Raw genomic sequence first — 16,722 nt, 5'->3', positions numbered from 1 at the left:
ACAAGTCTTCAAAAGCTGACTTCCTATATCCTCTATATAAGAAATTGCTAATGCATTTCGCAGCGACCACAACGCACCGAATTTTCGATACGCCAAACGCCTGCTGCAAAACTAAAAGCAAACAGATTTATTCTACTTAAACTAAGGAGCAATCCATGAGCGATACGTTAATAGAACTATCGCGGTGGCAATTTGCGTTAACCGCAATGTTTCACTTCATATTCGTCCCACTTACACTGGGAATGACTTTCCTTCTTGCGATCATGGAGTCGGTTTATGTCATGACCGGCAAAGAGATCTACAAACAAATGACTCAATTCTGGGGTAAATTGTTTGGGATCAACTTCGCAATCGGTGTGGCAACCGGCTTGACCATGGAGTTCCAATTCGGAATGAACTGGTCATATTACTCACACTATGTGGGTGATATTTTTGGTGCCCCTCTGGCAATTGAAGGCTTAATGGCTTTCTTCCTCGAGTCTACTTTTGTGGGTTTGTTCTTCTTCGGTTGGGACAAAATGTCAAAAGTGAAGCACTTGATGGCGACTTGGTTAGTCGCATTGGGCTCAAACTTCTCTGCGTTGTGGATTTTGATCGCCAACGGTTGGATGCAAAACCCCGTGGGTGCTGAGTTCAATGTTGAATCAATGCGTATGGAAATGACCAGCTTTGCTGATGTTATTTTCAACCCGGTAGCCCAGGTTAAATTCGTTCACACAGTATCAGCCGGTTACGTTACCGGTGCAATTTTCGTGTTAGCGATTTCTAGCTACTACCTGCTCAAACACAAACACATTGCCTTTGCTCGTCGCTCATTCGCGATTGCAGCTAGCTTTGGTTTAGCGGCAACACTTTCAGTGATCATCTTGGGTGACGAAAGTGGTTACGAAATGGGTGATGTGCAAAGAGTGAAACTCGCCGCTGTTGAAGCAGAGTATGAAACTCATCCAGCGCCAGCGCCTTTCACTGTCTTCGGCTTGCCTAATGACGAAGAAGAGAAAACCGAATACGCACTGCAAATTCCATGGTTGATGGGGATTATCGCGACGCGTTCTTTGGATGAAGAAGTCATCGGTATTAAAGACCTGAAAGACATTCATCGCGAACGTATTCTTTCTGGTCTGCAGGCGTATGAGCAACTTGATAAAGTACAAAATGGCATAGCAACAGACGCTGAGTTAGCAACGTTTGAACAAAACAAAGGTGACCTCGGCTACGCGATGTTATTACAACCATTTACAAAAGACATTACTCAACCTACACCCGAAGCACTGGAGAAAGCGGTTGATTACAGTATTCCGCCTGTTGCCCCTCTATTCTGGAGCTTCCGCTTGATGGTGGTATCTGGATTCTTGATGTTGGTCTTGTTTATCTGTGCGTTCTACTACAGCACACAACACAAAATCACCCAACCTCGTTGGTTGCTAAAATCTGCATTGTGGGCACTGCCACTGCCTTGGATTGCCTGTGAAGCAGGTTGGTTCGTGGCGGAATATGGTCGTCAGCCTTGGTCAATCGCTGAAGTGCTTCCGGTGCATGCGTCAGCCTCTAACCTAGCAGTCAGTGATATTGTGATCACACTCATCGCTTATACCCTGTTCTACGGTGTGATGTTTGTGATTAGTTTCTACTTGATGAAAAAATTCGCTAAAAAAGGCCCTGTACCACCTAAAGACGAAGTACAGGAAGATGATGCATTGGGTCTGGATATTAAAGGAGCAAACGCATGATCGATTATGAAGTATTACGCGTGATTTGGTGGGTACTGGTTGGTGTCCTTCTCATTGGCTTCGCTGTCACTGATGGCTTTGATTTGGGTGTGGGTGCGTTGTTAACCATTATTGGTAAAAACGACGATGAACGCCGAGTCATGATCAACACAATCGGCCCTCACTGGGATGGTAACCAAGTTTGGTTTATCACTGCTGGTGGTGCAATTTTCGCCGCATGGCCAATGATTTACGCCGCTGCATTTTCGGGTTTTTACCTTGCACTGGCATTAACCTTGATTGCCTTATGGATGCGTCCTATCGGCTTCGACTATCGTAGCAAATTGCCAGATAAAAAATGGCGTACGGGTTGGGACTGGGCATTGTTTGCCGGTGGTTTTGTGCCTTCGCTAATTTTTGGTGTGGCATTCGGTAACTTGTTATTGGGCGTTCCGTTTGAATTAGACAGCACGCTTAAATCAACTTACACAGGTTCTTTCTTTGGCTTGTTAACCCCCTTTGCTTTGCTAACTGGGCTAGTGTCTGTGGCGATGATTTTGAATCACGGCGCAACGTGGTTACAAATGAAGACCGACGGTTTCCTAGAAGTACGCGCTCGTGCGACATCTGTGATTCTTTCACTGGTTACTGCTGTGCTATTTATCTTAGCGGGTTTGTGGGTAGCATTCGGTTTAGACGGTTTCGTTATCACCTCAGCGGTAGATACAATGGCAACCTCTAATCCTCTACACAAAACCGTCGCCATTGAAGCCGGTGCATGGATGAACAACTATGGCAAATATCCTTGGATGGTGATCGCACCAGTTTTGGGTATTGTGGCTGCACTGGGCTGTGCCTTCTTCTCTAAAGTGGGCAAGCCAGGCTGGGCCTTTGTGTGCAGTTCATTGACTATCGCTGGCGTTATTTTAACTGCGGGTTTCAGCATGTTCCCGTTCTTAATGCCTAGTGTGACTTCTCCGGTATCTAGTTTGACCGTGTGGGATGCGACCTCAAGCGTCTTAACATTGAAAATTATGTTCGGCGTAGCCTGTGTATTCGTACCTATTGTTTTAGGCTATACCATTTACGGTTTCTACGTTATGCGCGGCCGCATTAAAAATAGCGACCTGAATCAATCTCACGCCATCTACTAGGAGGCAATATGTGGTATTTTACTTGGATTCTTGGAGTGTTACTGGCTTGTGCATTTGGGATTATTAATGCAATGTGGTTGGAAAGCACAGAAAACTTGGATCGTCCGGAAGAGTAGTGGAACAACCTCTATCTTTAGCTAAGTGGTTCGACCGTCAGGTCGCCAATCAGGGTGCTGCTTCACGTAGCACCCTGATGTTTTTTATTAGTCTTAAATTAATTCGTTTGAGTTTACTTGTTGGCGCTTATTGGTGGTTTGCTCAGGTATTTCAAGCATGGGTGGTAGAAGGTGAAGCCGCGCCTTTTAACACCATTGTGGTACTCACAATCCTTTTGTTCAGTGCTTGGTGTGTACAAGGCATCATAGACAACGGGGTATCGAGAGCGAAAATGCGATTGCAGCAGGCTCTGCAGCAGCGCTTAATCGCGACTTTTGAGCATCAACAGCACGCACTGATTCGACAACAAAGTAGTTTTTATTGGCAAAGTGTTTGGCTAAAACACATTCCAGCATTAGCCGATTGGCGTTATGACTATCAAGCTCAACAAATAGTTGCGGGCGTCGCACCGTTTCTCACTTTATTGGTTATCTTCCCTGTTAACAGCGTGATTGGCGCCAGTTTATTGTTCACTATGCCAGTCGTACCTTTGTTTATGATTATTGTGGGTAAAGGCGCGGCTAGTTTGCAGCGCAAACACTTTAATGCACTAACACGATTGGGTGGTATGTTTGTCGACCGTTTGGCGGCGCTGCCTATGCTAGCGAGCTTTCGGGCGCACGACAGAGAACAAACAAGACTGCACAATGCCAGTTTGAATCTAAACGAACGCACAATGAAAGTGGTGAGTGTGGCGTTTCTATCCAGCTCTGTTCTGGACTTTTTTTCTACCATCGCGGTGGCACTGATCGCGGTATTTATCGGTTTTAGTTTGCTGGGTGAATTTTCGCTTGGGCCTGAATTGGCGTTGAATACCGGGTTGTGGTTACTACTCACCGCACCGCTGCTGTTTTCAGAGCTAAAGGCGCTTGGTCAGTATTACCATCAAAAGGCACAAGCTGAGGTGGCAAGAGAAGATTTAGACACTTTATTCAACTTAGAAAGCGCGTGTCTGAAGCAGGTAGAAAATACAGTATTACTCAATAGCCCCATTACTGGTTTTTCGGTTGGTGATAGTTTGGTCACTGCTGAATCGTTACATATCAACAGTGGTGATTGTATTCGCCTTAATGGGCATTCTGGCAGCGGAAAAACACTTGTTCTTGAAGCGCTTGCTGGCCAGAGACCGAGTTCCCATCGGTTTCACCCACAACGAGAACGCATTGGGTTTTATACGCAGAGCCCCGTGGTATTGCCGGGCAGCGTAAGAGACAACCTCGCAATGGGGCAGTTATTAGATGATGCAATGTTAGTGTCTGCTCTTTGTTCGGTGGAGCTGGCAGCTTGGCTCGATGCCTTACCTCAAGGTCTTGATACCGAGATGGGGGAGCATCCTCCTCTATCTGGCGGGCAAGCACAGCGGCTGGCGTTGGCTAGGTTGTTGTTATCGGGGGCCGACATCTGGCTACTCGACGAACCAACGGCACACCTTACAGAGGAACAACATCACGCATTGTCGGCGTTAATAAAGCAATTAGGCGCGCAAAAAACCTTGCTTTGGGCATCGCATAAGCCTTTACCTGAAGCTTGGTTTAGTCAAATTTGGCTGGTTGAAAAGGGAGTCGTTACCTCACAATGAAGTCTCCATGGTTAGGTTTGTTGTTAGCTGTGATACATGGTGTGTGTGGATTAGCTATTTTAATTGTATCGTCGTGGTTTATTGCAGCATGTGCCGTGGCTTCGGTGAATTTCAACTACATGTTGCCGGCTGTCGTGATCCGCGGATTGGCATTGTTACGGATCGCCTCTGGTTACGCCCACATGTGGGTGGGTCATCATCATTTGCTTGGGTTAACCGCAAGGTTGAGAAACGCGCTGTTTTCTCGTCTTAAATTTACCGCCATTCCGCTGAGAGCCGAAGGGGTAGAAGCCCTGGCAACCCACACTGAATCTATTGCCGCTGTATGGGTTGGATGGGTAGCAATGCAAGCCAGCGCCATTGTGATGCTGCTGGTGAGTATTGTTGCTTTTATTGTGTTAGCCATTCCCTTTTCACTGCTTACTTTAGTGTTGGCCTTGGCGTGGTTAGCAGCGTTTTTGTGGGTAACCATAACGGGTTTGAACATCGCAATCGCGCAAGTGACGGAAGAGCGCCAATTTCGTCACTCGTCAGAACACTATTTTGCCAGTAGCAGTATTTGGCATTTAGATCAACGTTCATCACAAAACAAGGCCACGCCGTCGGCAAATTCAATGTGGGCTTTAACCCAACGGCAGCATTATCGAGGTTTACTTGCCTCTTGGTTGTTGCAGGGCGTAGCGTGGGGCTTGCTTATCGTAATACTGTGTATGAACAACGGGCTTGTAAAGGGTGAACCTTTGCTGTTGGTTGTTCCTATGATGCTGCTAAGTGCAAGTGATTGGTTAGGCCGTTCACTAACCGTACAAACCGCCTTGAATCGTGCGTACCAAGGCAAGCGGGCGTTGGCTCAATTAGATACTACCCCTATCTCCCCGTTGGAAAAACACCCAGTAAAACACACCTTGAGTTTAGTTAACTTTCATCCGCAATTTAGCCCATCAGGTGAGATATCTTGTTGTTTTCAAAAGCACACCCTTACTCTGATTAAAGGCAGTAGTGGGTCGGGTAAAAGCCAGTTGCTTAAAGCGGTGGCGGGCTTGACCTCGGCCACAGGCATGCGCATGGTCGATGACGAAGTGTTGGCACCTGGTTTGGTTGACGGGTGGCTGTATATTTCGCAACAGCCTGAAGTTTTGCAAGCAACCCTACGCGATAATTTAAAAGTGTCGGCACCTGATGCCAGTGACGAGACACTACTGGATGCTTTGCGCCAAGTTGGGCTGGATTCATTGGAGGAGTTAGGCGAATGGCTTGGTGTAGGGGGGCGCAGTTTATCGGGTGGTGAGCGCAAACGACTCGCGATCGCGAGAGCGCTGTTGCATCAAGCTGCTGTTTGGCTAGTGGATGAACCTTTTGAAGGGCTGGACGAAAACGCGGCTGAAAATATGGCGCAACTACTCAATAAATACAGCCATGGCCGTATTGTGATCGTGGCTTCTCACGTATTCCCGACGGCTCTGGTTCCCCAAAATATGATCGACCTAGATGGAGAGTAAAGCAGTAAGTCCCTGTAAATAATAGTGTTATCCTTTTGTTGAGTGTCAGTTTTTTTTACATGTTGCAAGTCTGTTGAAAATGATTATCATTAATTAGTTGATTCATAAGTGGTATCTAATATGGCTTAACTTTTGCTTTACATTCGTCAATTAGAAGTACGTGCTTGTGCATTGGTATCAGAGAAGAATTCTACATGTTTAAAAAGTTTATATTGTCATTCGCTATTCTGTTTTCAGTACTGTCGACAAATGCGAATGCGTTACTCATTACGCTCGATTTCACATCCCTTAATTCGTCTGATTTGTGGGGTAATGAAACAGACGATTTTAACGTGGCGAGTTATTTTGACACATCGCAAACTCAAGATTTAATCGATGCGATTGTGGCCGCGGTTGAAAACGATTTCTACAGTACGGCATACAGTTTTATCGCCTCTAATCAACAACTCGATATTGACTTTATGGTTGCTACCATAGGAACCGATGTGTCGAGCATAGACAGTGACAATTACGCGATTCAAATTGGTAGTGTGACCAGCTACGGCAGTAGCAGCTACAATGGTACGTTGGGCTTAGCTTGTGATTCGTGTGTTGTGAGTCAGACCGTATTAGCAGGAAGCGTAGTTGGCTCAGTGTTTAGTAACAATATTTTAAGTGGTTTGTATTCCGTTACCGTAGATGGCTGGGATTTTGAAGAGATTGTGAATGCGATTGCAGGCACTTTATCGCACGAAATTGCCCATACACTTGGCTTAGACCACCCCACCGGCACAGCGACAAACCCCGGCGAATCGGCTTATGGCTTGATGGCGACTGGTGCGTCTCCTACTTCGATGCCAAATGGTGAACGCCTACTCGACCGTGCATTCAGTGACACAAATATGCAGACCTTGGTTGATAATTTGGGTTTGAGAACCGTTGAAGTGAACAGCCCTGCAACTTGGTTACTGATGTTGATGGCGGTCGTATTTATGGCTCAACGACGTATGCGTCGTGCATAAAAAACCGCAGCAAATACCCAAAGGGCGTTCATATTGAACGCCCTTTTTTGTGGGTACTGCAAGCCCTGACTATTCTGAAATAAAGCGAATATTCGATAGAGTAATGGTTGTAGGGGTATGACTTTGCACCTTGAGCGCAGTGAATACCTCCGAAAAGTTAGCACCAGCTTGGATAAAATCTTTTGCTGGTATCGTGACGGTTTGCCATGCAGTTGTTGCTTGGGTATACGCTGTAAGTTCTAGTCCGGGGTAACATGCCGCACTGCAAGCAGCTGCAATACGTAATCCCTTGGCGGTGGACGACAGTTTAAGATCAAAGGTTAACATGCTGTTCTCTTCTGCATAATCACGCATGTCTTCGGGAAACGCAGAGCTCAATAGGATACTGCCTTTGTTGCCCGTCCATTCGACTTGAATCGCATCTTCCTGTACCACTTTATCTGTTGTGCGCACGTTCAAACCATCAATAGCCACTAAGTTGCTGTTCATGGGTACTTGTTTATCGCCAGCTTGTAAATACATGGTCCAAGGGGCCTGTACACTTTGGGCATACAAGGCGTGCACTTGCTCACCGTCTTTTAATACTTTAAAAGATTCCTGAAGGTTATCACCTAAGGCATCTTGCTCGCCATATTCCAGACCGAAGCCATATTCGAATAGCGGTGTTTGACCATCGCCTTTATTAATAGGGGCTTGTGTCGGTGCCGCTGGCCATGAGAAAGACAGCTTGCCGTGCATTGGGTAATGCAAGCTGCCATCAGCTTGGGTAAACAGTACGTCGGCAACCCCTTGCCCTTCCGACCCAGGTAACCAAGCAACAACAAACGCATCTGATGCATTGAGTTCAGGGTTTACCCACAGCGGCCGCCCTGTAATAAATACAGAAACTACGGGAATACCTTTCGCTTTGAGCTTGTTCAATAAGGCAAGATCGGTTTTGTTACCACGTTGATATTCTACATTTGAAATGTCGCCGTTGCCCTCTGCATAAGGCTCTTCGCCAAACACGACAATTGCCACGTCAGGCTTTTGCTCGTAGTTGCCATCAACCGCAAGTTCAGTTGTGCCTCCGGCCGCAGAGACGGCTTGTTCAATGCCTGAATAAATTGACGTGGCGCCAGGAAAATCACTGTTCTGATTACCTGTACCCTGCCATGTGATGGTCCAACCGCCCGACTGTTTGCCGATATTATCGGCACCATCACCAGCCACCAACACTCGACTTTGTGGTGGCAAAGGAAGTAGATTGTTGTGGTTTTTTAGCATCACAAGCGACTTGCGAACAGCCTCTTGGGCAATGTCTCGATGGGCTTTGGCACCTATAATTTCGGCATTGCCCGACAGTTTACGTTTGGCAGGCGACGGTAAGTCAAACAAGCCCACTCTTACTTTAACGCGCAGTACTCGACGAACGGCATCATCAAGGCGAGACAACGGAATATCACCATTTTTTACTTGGGCGATGGTATTTTCATAAAGGGGTTTCCACGCGCCAGTCGGTACCATGTATACATCTAGCCCCGCATTAAGCGCTTGTGGGCAACTTTCATTGCTGCAACCTTCAATTTGCCCGTGACCGTTCCAGTCGCCTACGACGAAGCCGTCGAACCCCATTTTGTCTTTGAGTACATTTGTGAGTAGGTACTTACTGCCATGGTTTTTAATGCCATGCCAGCTATTGAATGAAGCCATTACTGATTGCGACCCTGCGTTTAGGCCTTCGACATAGCCTTGAGCGTGAATGGAGAACAATGCTTCCTCAGAGGCTAAGTTGTTGCCTTGGTCATCGCCTCCCTCTGTGCCGCCGTCTCCTAAAAAGTGTTTAACCGTAGAGATGACGTGTTGGTCATCAATATTGCCGTCGGTTACATCGCCTTGCAGGCCAGTGACAATAGCGTTGGCATAACGGCCGACAATGTCAGGATCTTCTGAGTAACTTTCATAGGTTCTGCCCCAGCGATCGTCACGGGCTACAGCAACGGTTGGAGCGAAGATCCAATCGATGCCTGTTGCACGCACTTCTTTGGCGGTAGCCTCTGCGATTTTTTCAATCAGCGTGGGGTCGTTCATCGCCCCTAATCCAATATTATGTGGGAATAGGGTGGCACCAATCACGTTATTGTGGCCGTGAACGGCGTCGGTTCCCCACATAGTAGGAATACGAGTGCCGTCGAGGCTATCATCAACGGATGCTTGATACATGGCCTCTGCTAAGGCCACCCAATCTTCAGGTGTTGCGTGTTTATTGTTATTCGGAAAAGCACCGCCGCCATTTAGATATGAACCGAAACCGTATTGACGCATATCTTCAACAGAAATATCGCGAATCTCAGGTTGCATAATTTGTGCGACTTTTTGCTCAAGAGTCATTCCGTTTAAGATTTCACTTACACGGGCCTCAACCTCGGCGTTGTAAAATTTTTCAGTATGCAACTTAGGCCAAAAATCCGGTACCGATGCATCTTCTGCGGGGGGAAGAGTACGACTCTCTGTAGGCGTGTTTGATTGACAAGCCGTCAGTGTGCAACCAATGAACGCAGCGAGCGCTGTTTTTTTCAAAGTACGCGATCTCATTTACGCTTCTCCTTGATGTGCGCTGGGCTTAGAGCCAAATACGCCGTAGTAACCAATAAATACATAACAAACAATAGGAAGTAGGAAAGACACTTGTAAGCCAATGTTGTCTGCTACAACGCCTTGTAATAAGGGAACAATCGCCCCTCCTACGATGCCTAAACACAGTAAACCTGAGCCTTTTGCGGTATCACCACCTAAGCCGTGAAGCGCCAAACTGAAAATAGTAGGGAACATAATCGAGTTGAATAAACCGACGGCGAGAATACTCCACACTGCCAATGCGCCCGACGAGTTCACTGATAGCACAATGAGAGCAACGCTTATCGTGCAATTGAATGTCAGCAGAATGCCCGGCTTCACTTTTTGCATAACGGCAGCGCCAACAAAACGGCCAACCATAGCACCGCCCCAGTAGTAACCGAGGTATATCGACGCTTGGGTGTGGCTCATGTTCATAATGTCAGGGGCAGCGAGATAATTGACCAAAAAACTCCCGATTGAGACCTCTGCGCCGACGTATAAAAAAATACCTATTACGCCCAATGCCAGGTGGCGGTGTTGTAATACAGTTAACGGGTTGCTTGAGTGAGATGTGGTTGGCTGTTCAGGTGAGGGCAATTTCACTTTGATCATCGTGAGTGCCATCGCAATAAGGATTAGCGCAAGCCCTAGATAAGGCACAATAACTGAATTTGCTTCTGCTTGAGCAGAGGTGACATGGTGCGCTGAGAACAGCAAAATACCACCGATAATTGGGCCTATAGTAGTGCCTAAAGAGTTAAAAGCCTGGGTGAGCGTGAGGCGCATTGAAGCGGTTTCAGGTTTACCCATAATGGTAACCAGTGGATTAGCCGCAACTTGCAACAGTGTGATGCCGGCGGCCAGTACAAAAAGTGCTGTGAGAAACATCGCATAAGTGGCGAACAACGCAGAAGGTATAAACAGTAAACACCCCAGTGCCGCAGTGATCAGGCCAATACCAATACCTTTTTGATACCCCAAGCGATTGACAATCGCGCTGGCCGGAATTGAGACTAAAAAATAGGCCCCAAAGAAACATGATTGCACTAACATAGCTTGGGTGTACGTAAGGTCGAATAGGGCCTTTAAATGCGGAATTAGCACGTCATTCATGGCCGTGATCAACCCCCACATGAAAAACAGGGAAGTTAATGTTGCAAAGATAAAGTTTGAATGTGGCTGATGTGTCACGCTGTCGTGTGTTACTGCACTGGACGTCGCCATAGGTAAACACCTTTTGTTAATTTGTTGTGAGCAGTATATGCAGTAAATATTCAAATGCAAGCGCTTACATTGTTGCGGGGTTTGTTTTTTATTTTAACAATATAAAAACACTTGCATTACAAAAATGATCTGCGTAACGTAATATGAAAGCGCTTACAGGTGCTTTTTATTAACTTATTTTGTAAGCGCTTTCACTTGGTTGTCACCACGATAACCTTTTGGGCGTTGGTAAAAACAAGCAATCAGATGCTTGCATCATCATCTCAACAACCAATACGCAGTCGAAATTAGATGTGCCCACACTCAAGGAGAGCAGAGTACCTGAGTGTAATGTCTATTCAGGTATCTGAATTGTTGTCATGAACAGGGTGTGAGTTTACTGACTCAATGCTGGGGAAAAACATGATAACGAGAACATTTGCAAGAACCCGCGTCGCGACGAGTTTGTCGTTGATTTTTGGGGCGGTTGTGGCTTCACCTTTGATGGCACAAGAAGCAGACACAGAACAGGACACACAAAACCCAGACTTTGAAGTTATCGAAGTCAGTGGTATACGAGACAGTTTAACCAAAGCCATGTTGATCAAGCGCTCGTCGAGCGGTGTTGTTGACGCTATATCGGCCGAAGACATGGGTAAGTTCCCCGATACGAACTTGGCTGAGTCATTACAGCGTATTACTGGGGTGTCGATAGATCGCAGTAACGGCGAAGGCAGCCGTGTTACTGTACGAGGCTTTGGACCAGATTATAACTTGGTGACTTTGAATGGTCGTCAAATGCCGGCGGCATCGATCAATGCAACGTCGGCGTCTTCTTCCCGCTCTTTCGATTTCGGTAACCTCGCATCTGAGGGAATTGCCGCCGTTGAGGTGTATAAAACCAGCCATGCTGCACAGCCCACTGGAGGGATAGGTTCAACGATAAATTTGGTCACTGCCAAGCCTTTGAGTAACCCCGGTTTAAAAGCGAGTGTTGGTGTAAAAGCAGTTTACGACGGCTCTACCGAAGAACGCAGCAAAATGACGCCCGAAATATCGGGTATTTACAGCCAGACCTTTGATGATGACAAGTTTGGTGTACAGCTAACCGGTAGTTATCAAAAGCGTAATAGTGGTTCAGCGAGTGCGGAAACAGGGAGTGGTTGGTACACCATTAAAGGCGATGGCGGCGATTGGGGATCACTCCCACAAGACGGCAGTTTTGTTTACCCTCCACAAGAGAACGACGTGTATCAAGTGCCTCGAAACTTGGCGTATAACTTCAATGAAATTCAGCGTACGCGCTTGAATGGCCAACTGACATTGCAATATCGGCCGGTTGAAGACGTAACGGCAACACTTGATTACACCTACTCAGAGCTGGAAGTACACACAAAACGTCAACAGCTATCCGCGTGGTTTAACGGCGTACCGACGACTGGTGAATACACACAAGGCACAAACACCGAAGGCTCGATTATCGGCCCCGTGATTTACGGTGATGCCAGCTGCTGCGATATTGGCATGGGTACCAGTGATATGACCCAAGAGAACACCAATAATTCTCTGGGTTTAAATGTAGAATGGATGGTGAACGACAACTTATCGTTAGCATTTGATGCGCATCATTCTGAAGCAAAAGCTGGCCCAGGCAACAAATTGGGCAGCGACAACGTTATTAGTGGCGTACAGTTCGACCGTATTTCAACCATCGTTGATTACAGTCAGGATTTCCCCGTGATGTCGTTCACCTACCCAGATGGTGTGAGTGGTCTTGATGCCTCTCGCATGCTGACATCGGGTACGGCTTTCCGCAACAGCATCATGAAGTCAGAAATCAAACAATATCAGTTCAGTGGTAACTATATTTTTGATCAAGGTATTGTGACTAGCATCGACTTTGGTGTGTCTTCTTTGGAGGCAAAGAACCGTTCAGCCTATTCAAACGCACAGCGTGATACCTGGGGTGGCTATGGCAGCCCAGAAGATTACCCAGACGATATTTTTGTACAAAAAGATCTGCCTTCGGCGTTCGACGATGTGTTGGGGTCTAATGGCGACATGCTAGAGCCGTTCTATTTTGCTTCAAGCATGCAAGACTTTTTAAGTGCGGTTTCAGCGATTGCCGTTGCCAATGGCGACATTTTGGGGCCTTGTGGTACAGAGTTATGCATGGACCCCGAATTTGAGGTTGACCGCCGCACCACTGAAAAGCAATTGGCGGTGTACTTGCAGGCCAATATGGAGTTTGATATTGCCGACTTGCCAGCGAACTTAATTGCAGGTTTGCGCTATGAAGACACTGACGTAACCTCTACGGCACTCGTTCCTACTTATTCAACTATAGTGTGGTCGGGCGACAACGAGTTTACTGCGTTGCGCAGTGGCAGTACCTACGAAACCCTAGACGGCGGTTATGACTATCTGCTGCCGTCAATCGACTTTAACATTGAACCCATCGACGATGTGGTGTTGCGTGCATCGTACAGCCAAACAATTACGCGCCCGGGTTATGATCAAATTCAAGGCGGTTTAACCATTGCTAACCCTGCCCGTCAAGTGGGTGGAACGGGTAACGTGGGTAACCCTAACCTATTGCCATTTGAGTCGACCAACATCGACTTCTCGGCGGAATATTACTATGCCGATGGTAGCTATGTTTCCGCGGGCTATTTCAATAAAACCGTAGATAACTTTATTGGTAGTGATACTTACATCGATACGGTTTATGGCTTGCCTAACCCTGGTCAAGGTGAGCGTTACAACCAAGCGGTTGAAGCCCTTGGTACCACTAACGCAACGGAGATTCGCGCCTACTTTGTCGATCAAGGTTGGGTGAATAGCGACGGGCAAATAGTGGGTATCGAAGGCGAAGATCCGGCGATGGAATACAGTATTTCCTTCCCCGTTAACGCTGATGAACGCAAGGTTGACGGTTTTGAATTTGCGGTACAGCACCTGTTCGGCGACACCGGTTTCGGTGCAATTGTGAACTACACCTTAGTTGATGGTGATGTGAAGTATGACAACTACAACACCAACAAAGGTGAAGCGTCTAACCAATTCGTGTTGCTCGGTCTGAGTGATACCGCTAACGCTGTATTCTTTTACGACAAAGACGAGTGGGAAGTACGTATTGCATGGAACTGGCGTGATCAATTCTTATCCGGCACCGTGGATGGCAATGGCGAGCGTAATCCTACTTACGTAGAGGCCTATAGCCAGATTGATATTAACGTGAGCTACGATGTGACTGAAAATCTTGTTGTGTTCGCAGAGGGCATCAATGTGACCAATGAATATCAACGCTCTCACGGCCGTCATAAAAACAACCTGATTGGTATATATGATGGTGAGCCGAGATATAACCTGGGTGTGCGATACAGTTTCTAGTCCCGAAACTGTTGAATAAAAGTGGCCGCTGTTGGGAGCAGCGGCTTACTTTCCACCCTTTTATTTACAAAGTATTTACGGTTCAGATACAGTTGAGCCCATAAGCACACAACTACCTGACTCGCACAATCAGGTTATTGGGACAAAATAATGCAACAAGCGAACAAACCCATTCGTCGTATCGTTGTGGTGGGAGGCGGCGCAGCTGGTTGGTTAAGCGCGTCAATTATTGCAGCCGCACATCAACACGATGATGAAATAAGCGTCACGTTAGTTGAATCTCCGGATGTCAGCATTTTAGGCGTGGGCGAAGGTACCTGGCCGACAATGCGTGGCACCCTACAAAAAATTGGTATCGACGAGCACGAGTTCTTGCGACAGTGCGATGCATCATTTAAGCAAGGTACCAGCTTTCACAATTGGCGTTTTGATACTGCCGAACATCAGTACTATCACCCTTTTAGTTTGCCGTTTCGCTACTTTGAAAGTGATATTGCCGCATGGTGGCAAGAGTATCTCGGTGAGCAGGATTTTGCCCATGCGGTGTGTTCTCAAGCTTCTTTGTGTGACTACCATTTAGCGCCCAAGCAGCGTCAAACCCCGCCATATGCGGGTGTGGCTAATTATGGTTATCACCTTGATGCGAATAAGTTTGCGACCTTGTTGAAATCCCACGCTACCGAAAAACTAAGCGTTATTCATATTGTGGATCACGTAGATGAGGTGATAGGTGATCAATCAGCGCCCATCACAGGGTTGATGGGGCGTGAAAACGGTGTCATCGAAGGCGACTTTTTTATTGATTGTACGGGGTTCGCTGCCCACTTAATTGGTCAACACTATGGCGTGTCTCTCACTCCTTGTGATCATGTATTGGCCAATGATACTGCTGTGGCCATTCAAGCGCCGTATGTGACTGATGATACCGACATTGCATCGTCTACACATTCTACTGCTCAGGATCACGGATGGATTTGGGACATCGGGCTGCCCACACGCAAAGGCGTGGGTTACGTATTCAGTTCAGCCCATTGCAGTGAAGACGAAGCAAGGATGACGCTGGGGCGTTATTTGGCTAATGACGATAAAACCGCAGATGTTGACGTAGCCAATGCTCGCCGAATTAACTTTACACCTGGGTATCGAGATACCCTTTGGGTAGAAAACTGCGTAGCTATTGGTACTTCAGCGGGTTTTCTTGAGCCCCTAGAAGCTTCCGCGCTTGTGATGATTGAACTCTCTGCTTTGCATGTGGCGGAGCAGCTTCCCCGCACATCACTTGAATGTGGAGCGGCTGGACGTCAGTTCAACCAAACGTTTTCCAAGCGTTGGCAACGTATAATCGACTTTCTCAAACTTCACTACGTATTGAGTGACCGCGAGGCAACGCCTTATTGGCGAGAGATGCGTGACATGAGCTCCTGTTCCACACAACTACAAGACTGGTTAACGTTGTGGAAGAGCCGTAGCCCTATTGCCTCAGATTTTGATTTGCGTGAAGAGTTATTCCCAGCAGCCAGTTATTTGTTTGTGTTATACGGCATGGGGTTCTCGTCTCGATACAGCAAAGCCTATCAAGAATCGCTAAATACCCAAGCTCATCAGCAAGCTTATGCCCAACATTTACAACGTGTGCGCCAGCAATTAAGCGGCTTGCCCACTAACAGACAGTTTTTAAAGCAGCTCGCGCAATAAGTGCGTCAGTTGCGTAGGAGTTTTCAATGGCACAACATGAATTATTAAACAACGTGTCTCATCAGGCCTTGCGAGTGCAACAGAAGTTTGGCTTAGAATGGGCAACGCCCGATTTTTGCGTGCCTGTTTACCCCGTCGAGTTTCGACATGCACAAGCGCATTATCCCCTCGTGTTTGCCAAGGGCGCGGATGACAGCTTACAGCCCGTGGCTTTGTTGGGCTTCGAGCGCGGAGAAAACTTGTTTGTTAAGCAACAACAGTGGGACGTGCAATATCGACCATTGTTGGTAGAAAAAGGCCCCTTTTTAATTGGCCGAAGTGAACAAGGCGAGTCGTTATCTATTCATGTTGATGTGGCAGACCCGCGTATTAATACCCAAGACGGTGAAGCGATTTTCCTATCTCATGGTGGCAATAGTGATTACATCGAAAACATTGCCAATGTGCTCAGTACCATTCACGAGAGCCAAGCCGCGGTAAAAGCCTTTGTTGATACGCTATTGGCGCTAGACCTGATCGAATCTTTCGTATTGGATGTGGCGCTCGATAACGAGCAAACCCATCGACTTTCTGGCTTTAGCACAATCAATGAAGAAAAGCTGGCGATATTAGATGCATCCACCCTACACGATTTACATCAACAAGGTTATCTCAGTGATATTTACATGATGTTGGCCTCTCACTCTCATATTCGTGACTTAGTTGAACGTCGCCGAGCAAAAGAAGCGAGCTAAC

The 16,722-nt window shown here is 47.0% G+C and carries 11 protein-coding genes; 9 read left to right on the top strand and 2 right to left on the bottom strand.

Annotation, left to right across the window (positions count from 1 at the left end):
* Nucleotides 1–155: 155 nt before the first annotated feature.
* The 6 genes from ACXAH6_RS03535 (at nucleotide 156) to ACXAH6_RS03510 (ending at nucleotide 7,098) form a co-directional block, all read left to right on the top strand.
* Nucleotides 156–1,730, top strand: a complete 1,575-nt coding sequence (locus tag ACXAH6_RS03535) for a cytochrome ubiquinol oxidase subunit I (protein ID WP_474875254.1) — start codon at nucleotides 156–158, stop codon at nucleotides 1,728–1,730.
* Nucleotides 1,727–2,863 carry a cytochrome d ubiquinol oxidase subunit II gene (gene cydB / locus ACXAH6_RS03530; protein ID WP_474875253.1) on the top strand — a complete coding sequence of 379 codons (1,137 nt, stop codon included), beginning with the start codon at nucleotides 1,727–1,729 and terminating at the stop codon, nucleotides 2,861–2,863. The genes ACXAH6_RS03535 and cydB overlap by 4 nt, the downstream gene beginning before the upstream one ends.
* A gap of 8 nt (nucleotides 2,864–2,871) precedes the next feature.
* Nucleotides 2,872–2,979, top strand: coding sequence for a cytochrome bd-I oxidase subunit CydX (gene cydX, locus ACXAH6_RS03525; RefSeq protein ID WP_474875252.1), 108 nt, complete (start codon nucleotides 2,872–2,874; stop codon nucleotides 2,977–2,979).
* Nucleotides 2,979–4,598 carry an ATP-binding cassette domain-containing protein gene (locus tag ACXAH6_RS03520; RefSeq protein WP_474875251.1) on the top strand — a complete coding sequence of 540 codons (1,620 nt, stop codon included), beginning with the start codon at nucleotides 2,979–2,981 and terminating at the stop codon, nucleotides 4,596–4,598. Before cydX ends, ACXAH6_RS03520 begins: the two co-directional genes overlap by 1 nt.
* A complete protein-coding gene (locus ACXAH6_RS03515; RefSeq protein WP_474875250.1) occupies nucleotides 4,595–6,097 on the top strand; it encodes an ATP-binding cassette domain-containing protein in 1,503 nt (500 codons plus the stop codon). The genes ACXAH6_RS03520 and ACXAH6_RS03515 overlap by 4 nt, the downstream gene beginning before the upstream one ends.
* 194 nt (nucleotides 6,098–6,291) lie before the next feature.
* On the top strand, nucleotides 6,292–7,098 hold the full coding sequence (locus ACXAH6_RS03510; protein ID WP_474875249.1) for a hypothetical protein: 807 nt from the start codon (nucleotides 6,292–6,294) through the stop codon (nucleotides 7,096–7,098).
* A 69-nt stretch (nucleotides 7,099–7,167) separates the two neighbouring features.
* On the opposite strand, the gene ACXAH6_RS03505 is transcribed toward ACXAH6_RS03510, so the two are convergent.
* Together ACXAH6_RS03505 and ACXAH6_RS03500 are read right to left on the bottom strand one after the other, a co-directional pair.
* Nucleotides 7,168–9,672, bottom strand: coding sequence for a glycoside hydrolase family 3 protein (locus ACXAH6_RS03505; protein ID WP_474875248.1), 2,505 nt, complete (start codon nucleotides 9,670–9,672; stop codon nucleotides 7,168–7,170).
* Complete coding sequence (locus tag ACXAH6_RS03500; RefSeq protein WP_474875247.1) at nucleotides 9,673–10,920, bottom strand: sugar MFS transporter; 1,248 nt, start codon at nucleotides 10,918–10,920, stop codon at nucleotides 9,673–9,675.
* Nucleotides 10,921–11,322: 402 nt separating this feature from the next.
* On the opposite strand from ACXAH6_RS03500, the gene ACXAH6_RS03495 reads away from it, so the two are divergent.
* From ACXAH6_RS03495 to ACXAH6_RS03485, 3 genes are all read left to right on the top strand, one after another.
* Nucleotides 11,323–14,292 carry a TonB-dependent receptor gene (locus tag ACXAH6_RS03495; protein WP_474875246.1) on the top strand — a complete coding sequence of 990 codons (2,970 nt, stop codon included), beginning with the start codon at nucleotides 11,323–11,325 and terminating at the stop codon, nucleotides 14,290–14,292.
* 150 nt (nucleotides 14,293–14,442) lie between these two features.
* Nucleotides 14,443–15,987 carry a tryptophan halogenase family protein gene (locus ACXAH6_RS03490; protein WP_474875245.1) on the top strand — a complete coding sequence of 515 codons (1,545 nt, stop codon included), beginning with the start codon at nucleotides 14,443–14,445 and terminating at the stop codon, nucleotides 15,985–15,987.
* A 26-nt stretch (nucleotides 15,988–16,013) separates the two neighbouring features.
* The gene (locus ACXAH6_RS03485) at nucleotides 16,014–16,721 is read left to right on the top strand and encodes a SapC family protein (protein WP_474875244.1); all 708 of its coding nucleotides are present in this window, start codon (nucleotides 16,014–16,016) and stop codon (nucleotides 16,719–16,721) included.
* Nucleotide 16,722 lies beyond the last annotated feature (1 nt).

The organism is Alteromonas sp. ABE4_545, assembly GCF_056161325.1.
This window is presented reverse-complemented; position numbering and strand designations above follow the sequence as displayed.